The organism is Enterococcus sp. NBRC 3427, from assembly GCF_007996925.1.
Lineage (GTDB): Bacteria > Bacillota > Bacilli > Lactobacillales > Enterococcaceae > Enterococcus_B > Enterococcus_B lactis.
This window is the reverse complement of sequence record NZ_BJLL01000031.1, coordinates 23,099-29,323: the sequence shown is the minus strand read 5'-3', so window position 1 is coordinate 29,323 and position 6,225 is coordinate 23,099. Positions and strand designations below refer to the sequence as shown.

The following is a 6,225-nucleotide window of genomic DNA, read 5'->3' as shown; positions in this document are numbered from 1 at the left end:
CAGATGCAAGCTTTTGAACACCGTTTATTCAGAATAAGGAGCTGTGACAAGTCTTTTTTCACCACTCTCTTTCGATGCTTTGTGTCTTTGAACGCCCTCTATCAAAATAAGAACAAGCTTTCTTGAACAATGGATTTAGGTCAGTTTGTTCTTATTTATGTGGTCGAGTAGATTTTATCTTCAATAGCTATATCTTTGAACCTTAAATGAAAGAAGTTTTTTTATGAGAAATCCAAAACCAAAAGAATGGTTAGCAAAAGACTACAGTCAAAACTATATTGCTGACTACAAACCGTTTAATTTTGTCGATGGTGAAGGTGTCCGTAACAGTCTTTACGTTAGCGGCTGCTTATTCGCCTGCGAAGGTTGCTTCAACAAAGCTGCACAAAATTTTCGATATGGCAAACCATTCACACCTGAATTAGAAGAACAAATCATCGCTGACTTGCGCAACGATTACGTACAAGGACTGACTTTATTGGGCGGCGAGCCTTTTTTGAATACAGATGTTTGTTTGCAAGTCGTACGACGTATCCGAAAAGAGTTCGGTACGACAAAAGATATCTGGTCATGGACAGGCTATACCTTTGATGAATTGCTACAAGATTCAGAAGATAAATTAGAACTACTTTCGCAAATCGATATCCTTGTTGACGGACGCTTTGAATTGAGCAAACGTGACCTAAAACTACAATTTCGCGGAAGCAGCAACCAGCGAATCATTGATGTCCAAAAATCTTTAGAATCCAACCAAGTTATAATTTGGGAAAAATGTACGGATGCAACAGAAACCTATGAACAAATCAAAAAACAAGACTTGATATAAAAACAGCTTTGAGAGAGAAAACGGATTTCCATTTTCAACTCTCAAAGCTGTTTTTATATTTCTTGATTTCCCCATAACGGAAGGACGATATTTTCATAGGTCATCGGGTCAAGATTCGTCAAAGTGATTCCTAACAATCGGATCCCTTTTTCTACTCCCAAGATTTCCTCCCATATAAGACTTGCTTGATAAAAGAGCGCTTCTTTTTTATAGATGTATTCTGGCAATGTCACTCTTTTGGTCACAGTAGAATAATCGGTGTACCTGACCTTCAAAACCACTGTTTTCCCATGTTTTTGGACTCTTCTCAGTGCTTCTTCTACTTTTTCAGCTAGTTGGCGCAACTGAGCCAGCACGGCTTCCTCCGTTTGCAATGGCTGTCCATACGTATGCTCTTTTCCCACAGATTTTCGCTCTCTTGTAACATTTACTGGAGAATCATGGATTCCTCTCACTTTACGATAAAGAGAATAGCCCATTTTTCCAAAATTTCGAATCAACATCATTTCTGTGCATTCATATAGGTCTTTTCCTGTATAAATCCCTAACTCATGCATTCTAGGTACAGTTTTCTTCCCTACTCCATGAAATTTTTCAATTGGCAAAGCTTTTAAAAATGGCACAGCATCTTGAGGTGCAACTACTGTGATCCCTCTAGGTTTTTGATAGTCTGATGCTAATTTGGCCAAAAACTTATTGTAACTTACTCCCGCAGAACATGTTAGCTGGACTCTTTCCCAAATATCTGCCTGGATCATTCGAGCGATTTTGATGGCTGACTTGCAATTGATTTTATTTTCGGTCACATCAAGATACGCTTCATCGATACTAACTGGTTCCACAATGTCTGTATAATGATAGAATACTTCCCGTACTTGTTTGGAAATCTCGCTGTATTTATGATGGTCGCCAGGCTTAAAGATGGCTTGCGGGCAAAGTTCATACGCTTTTTGTGCACTCATTGCTGAATGAATTCCGAATTTTCTTGCTTCATAATTTGCCGTAGTCACTACTCCACGCCCACCAGTGTCACTGGGATGTCTAGCAATTACTAATGGGTGCCCACGAAACTCAGGATGATCTCGTTCTTCAACAGAAGCGAAAAAAGCATCCATATCGATATGAATGATTTTTCTTGATGTATCATTATGTAAAGGAAATTGCAGCTCCATCATCCTCACCTCTTAGCCATTATACAAGAACGTTCGTTCGCATTCAAGAGATTTGAGAAGTTAGTAGCTGTTTTCCACATTGTCGCTTCATTGTATACTACTTATACTATTTCAGTCTAATTCGTGATATTGACGGTAAACTTCTTGTTTTTTCAGTCCATTTTTAAGCGCTACTGCTTTGATAGCAGCATTTGGCTTTTCGCCTGATGCAATCTTTGCTTCTACTTGTTCTTTTAAGGATCCCTGCTCTTCATCCACTTCTGTCCCTGTCGTTTCAAACAAATTTCCTTCTACAAGCAGACAACATTCCCCCTTTACTGGATGTTCTTCGATATATGCAAGTAGTTCTTCGGTACTTCCTCTAAGGTATTCTTCATGGATCTTTGTCAATTCTCGACACAAAACGACTTGGCGATTACCAAAAATGTCTAAGAAATTCGTCAACGTAGCTGTGATCCGATAAGGTGACTCATAGAAAATCAGCGTAGCTGTTTGTTCTTTTAGCTTTTTCAATGTTTCTTTCTGTTCTTTTTTCTTGCGTGGAAGGAAGCCATAAAATAAAAATGGTTGAGGCACTAGCCCTGAAGCAATCAAAGCCGTCATCCCAGCTGTAGGTCCTGGGATAGAGATCACAGAAATCCCTCCTTTTATGCAGGCTAAAACTAGCTCATGTCCAGGATCGCTGATGGAAGGCATTCCTGCGTCACTGACTTGAGCAATCGTTTTTCCTTCTTTTAACAAAGCAATCAATTGAGGGACACGTTCTTTATAATTATGTTCATGTAAACTTTTTTGGGGCGTATGAACCTCGAAGTGATTCAATAATTTTTGTGTATTACGCGTATCTTCGCTTGCGATAAGGTCTGCTTCTTGTAGCATACGAACACTTCTGTAGCTCATATCTTCTAGATTTCCGATTGGCGTCGGTACAAGATATAAATTCCCGTATACTGTATTTCCTTTGAAACTTTTTTGATTATACATCTGTCACAATCTCCTTAATAAAAAAACTGGAGCAGTCTTTCTCCGCTCCAGTCTCCTCTTGTTATTGATCATCGACCGCTTTCGCGATAGATCACTTCTAGACAAAACGCACAAGGCTCGTCATTGTCCCGTCTTGATCCATATAAATCGTAGCAGACATGGAAGCCTTCTTCATAAATTTTTTCAAGATTCATACGAGACTTGGAAAGTTCTTGCTTCACATTTTCAGCTGGAGCTTGTGCAACTTGGTTCAATTCCCGAAGATGTTCTCGCAAGCGTTGATTTTCCATCTCCAAAGTCGTATTTTTTTCTACGATTTCATGCAAAGCATGCTTCATTTCAACAAGTTCTGTTAATGTATTTCTCAACTCTGATTCTAACTGATTCAATCCGTCGTATAATGATCTCTTATCCATTTATCTCACCTACTTGGATAAATTCTTTCAATTCATCCCATTCATATTCGACAGGATTTTCCCGTCCAGTCAGCCGAATACTAACGATACGGCTAAGCAGATTCAACCCTACGACTTTCCCTTTACCATCAGGTGTAACAATTACTTTTCCAAAGTCAGGGAGTTCTTTTTTTGCTGTCTCGTATTCTTCGCTCTCATATTGTAGACAGCACATCAAGCGTCCGCATAAACCGGAAATTTTTGTTGGGTTCAAAGATAAACTTTGATCTTTTGCCATTTTGATCGATACGGGCACGAAATCGCCTAAAAAAGAAGAACAGCATAATGGACGCCCACATGGACCAATTCCGCCTATTATCTTCGCTTCATCGCGTACACCAATTTGTCGAAGCTCAATACGAGTACGAAATACAGCGGCTAGATCCTTTACCAATTCTCTAAAGTCGATTCGCCCGTCCGCCGTAAAAGAAAAAATCAGTTTGTTTCGATCAAATGTATATTCAGCTTTGACTATTTTCATTTCCAGCTCACGCAACTGCACTTTTTCTTTTGCGATTTGCAATGCATCACGCGCATCTTCTTTATTTTTTTTGTCTTTTTCTAGTTCAGCTTTTGATGCTTTATGCAAGATTGGACGAATAGCTTCAGGAAGGTCATTGGGATCAATCTCTTTTTTAGGAAGGACAACAGTAGCAATATGTAAGGATTGCTGAGATTCGACTAATACCTTGTCATTATAAATATATTCAGAGTCTCCTGGTGCAAAATAATAGATATGACCTGCATCTCTATATCGGACACCTACTACTTCTACCATTTCCATCCTCCTTGATTATCGTCCTCTGCGGCAAGCTAAAAAATCGTCTGCAAAACGAACTGTTCCGCAACAGCTTGAAAACCGACATTGCTACGTAGTTTCTGCTCTGCGATCAATATTCGTTCAATTATCTGGTTTATCTGTTTCACTTTGCCATATTCGCCTTTCGCTACTGCTTGACGCTGTGCTTCCTGATAATAAAACATCAGGACAGATAATCCTGTAAACTGCTGTGTTTTTTCTTTAAATGATTTCACTAATTTTTTTTGGACATAGATAAAGGCTTGAGTGTCTTGCTTTTGCAAGTAAACGAACCATTGATAAATCAAGTCCTTAGCATCATTAAACCATTCATCTTGAGAGATTTCAACTGCTTTTCCTAAACTGTTTGTTAAGAAAGCCAAAAGTTTTGATTTTTCTAATGGAATCTGCTCTTCTTGCAATCGATGGATCAATGCTTCTTTCGAAAGTTCTTGAAAATGCAGCACTTGACAACGGGATTGAATAGTAGGGAGAATCCTTCCTACTGCATCTGTCTCTAATACCGCTAAAAAATCTCCCGGTGGTTCTTCCAAAAATTTCAACAGACTGTTTGCCGCACTGCTATTCATTTTTTCAGCTTCTTTAATCAAAAAAACCTTTTTTCTTGATTCATATCCGCTGCGACTGAATTCTGTCTGCAAACGTCTGATCTGGTCAACTTTGATTGTTTGTCCGTCCGGTTCGATAACCAGAACATCTGGATGTTCTTTCTTTTCGATCCGCTGACAATTGTTGCATTTTCCGCAAGGCTGATTGTCTTCCATTTGGGTACAGAACAGATGCTGTGCGAGCCACACACCTACTTCATGTTTTCCTGTTCCTTTTTCTCCTTCAAAAAGATAAGCATGAGCGAGACGCCCATGCTCAAAACTCCGTTGAAGCTGCTGATACACGATCGGTTGCATTTGAGCCAAGTTTATTTCTTGATTCATAGCTCAGCTCCTCCTAAAATTGATGGAATCCTTCAACAGGTAAGACGAAGACTGTTGCACCGCCTACTTCTACTTCTACTGGATAAGGGACGCCCCCATCCATCGAAATATCCAATGTAACAGGTGTAGATACAAATTGTTTTCTTGATTCACACGTTTTTTTGATGATTTCCAATGCTTCTTCTACTCGATCATCTTCAATACCCACGATAAACGTGCTGTTTCCAGCCTTAAGGAAGCCGCCTGTCGATGATAATTTTGTGGCACGGATATTTGCATCAATCAATTCATTTGATAAACGGTTGCTGTCTTTGTCTTGGATAATCGCTAAAATAATTTTCATAAACGTTCACCTTCCTAGTTTTCAAAAAATTGCGGATATTGTTCAATAATTGTATGATAACTTGTTTGCAGCACTTCTTCAAAGCTTTTTCTTGCATCAACTTTGTGGATTCTTTCCGGATTCTCTTCTGCCAGCTTTAAGTAAGCATGTCGTACACGCTGGTGGAATTCCAAACCTTCCGAATCTAAACGGTCGATTTGGTTTTGTCTGTTTTTCTTGATTCTTCTTAATCCGGTGTCTGAATCTACGTCAAGATAAAGGGTAAAATCTGGCGTAGTACCTTCTGTAGCAAACTCATTCAACCGAGCAATCTCGGTAACGCCGATGCGTCGGCCTGCACCTTGATAAGCAAGAGAACTATCGACAAATCTATCGCATAAAACGATTTTCCCTTTTGCCAGAGCAGGTAAGACCTTTTCGACTAGATGCTGTCTTCTTGCCGCCGCATAAAGTAGTGCTTCCGTGCGTTCATCCATCCGATCATTTTTTGGATCCAGGATTACCGCTCGAATCTCTTCAGCAATCGGGATGCCTCCCGGTTCTCTTGTTTGAATGATTTCTGTTTTTGCTACTTCTTTCAAAAGAGGGAAAAGTTCATTCAAGATGCTGGTTTTTCCTGCACCATCAGGCCCCTCGATTGTAATAAATAGTCCGTTCACATTGTTGCCCCCATCTCTTATGCTGCTTCTATAT

General features: G+C 39.6%; 8 protein-coding genes. 1 reads left to right on the top strand and 7 read right to left on the bottom strand.

Annotated features, from left to right (window positions below; all coding sequences use genetic code 11):
* Positions 1-223: 223 nt before the first annotated feature.
* Positions 224-826: an anaerobic ribonucleoside-triphosphate reductase activating protein gene (gene nrdG, locus ESP02_RS08190; RefSeq protein ID WP_002372753.1), complete on the top strand. Its 603-nt coding sequence runs from the start codon at positions 224-226 to the stop codon at positions 824-826.
* A gap of 53 nt (positions 827-879) precedes the next feature.
* Here nrdG and dinB read toward each other — a convergent pair whose 3' ends face one another.
* The 7 genes from dinB to tmk all read right to left on the bottom strand — a co-directional run bounded on the left by dinB (position 880) and on the right by tmk (position 6,191).
* Positions 880-2,001, bottom strand: coding sequence for a DNA polymerase IV (gene dinB, locus ESP02_RS08185; protein ID WP_002310241.1), 1,122 nt, complete (start codon positions 1,999-2,001; stop codon positions 880-882).
* 108 nt (positions 2,002-2,109) lie between these two features.
* Entirely contained in the window at positions 2,110-2,982 is an 873-nt protein-coding gene (gene rsmI / locus ESP02_RS08180; RefSeq protein ID WP_002372757.1) for a 16S rRNA (cytidine(1402)-2'-O)-methyltransferase, read from the bottom strand.
* A gap of 68 nt (positions 2,983-3,050) precedes the next feature.
* The gene (locus ESP02_RS08175) at positions 3,051-3,398 is read right to left on the bottom strand and encodes a DNA replication initiation control protein YabA (RefSeq protein ID WP_002288076.1); all 348 of its coding nucleotides are present in this window, start codon (positions 3,396-3,398) and stop codon (positions 3,051-3,053) included.
* Positions 3,391-4,215, bottom strand: coding sequence for a stage 0 sporulation family protein (locus ESP02_RS08170; protein WP_010733351.1), 825 nt, complete (start codon positions 4,213-4,215; stop codon positions 3,391-3,393). The genes ESP02_RS08175 and ESP02_RS08170 overlap by 8 nt, the downstream gene beginning before the upstream one ends.
* Positions 4,216-4,250: 35 nt before the next feature.
* The gene (gene holB / locus ESP02_RS08165; RefSeq protein WP_002292342.1) at positions 4,251-5,189 is read right to left on the bottom strand and encodes a DNA polymerase III subunit delta'; all 939 of its coding nucleotides are present in this window, start codon (positions 5,187-5,189) and stop codon (positions 4,251-4,253) included.
* 13 nt (positions 5,190-5,202) lie between these two features.
* Positions 5,203-5,532 carry a cyclic-di-AMP receptor gene (locus tag ESP02_RS08160; RefSeq protein WP_002292340.1) on the bottom strand — a complete coding sequence of 110 codons (330 nt, stop codon included), beginning with the start codon at positions 5,530-5,532 and terminating at the stop codon, positions 5,203-5,205.
* Between the two features lie 14 nt (positions 5,533-5,546).
* Complete coding sequence (gene tmk, locus ESP02_RS08155) at positions 5,547-6,191, bottom strand: dTMP kinase (protein WP_002292339.1); 645 nt, start codon at positions 6,189-6,191, stop codon at positions 5,547-5,549.
* Positions 6,192-6,225 lie beyond the last annotated feature (34 nt).

Coding starts and splice junctions, on each gene's coding strand:
- ESP02_RS08175 (WP_002288076.1), bottom strand. CDS start 3,398: ATGGATAAGAGATCATTATACGACGGATTGAATCAGTTAGAATCAGAG.
- rsmI (WP_002372757.1), bottom strand. CDS start 2,982: ATGTATAATCAAAAAAGTTTCAAAGGAAATACAGTATACGGGAATTTA.
- ESP02_RS08170 (WP_010733351.1), bottom strand. CDS start 4,215: ATGGTAGAAGTAGTAGGTGTCCGATATAGAGATGCAGGTCATATCTAT.
- dinB (WP_002310241.1), bottom strand. CDS start 2,001: ATGATGGAGCTGCAATTTCCTTTACATAATGATACATCAAGAAAAATC.
- holB (WP_002292342.1), bottom strand. CDS start 5,189: ATGAATCAAGAAATAAACTTGGCTCAAATGCAACCGATCGTGTATCAG.
- ESP02_RS08160 (WP_002292340.1), bottom strand. CDS start 5,532: ATGAAAATTATTTTAGCGATTATCCAAGACAAAGACAGCAACCGTTTA.
- nrdG (WP_002372753.1), top strand. CDS start 224: ATGAGAAATCCAAAACCAAAAGAATGGTTAGCAAAAGACTACAGTCAA.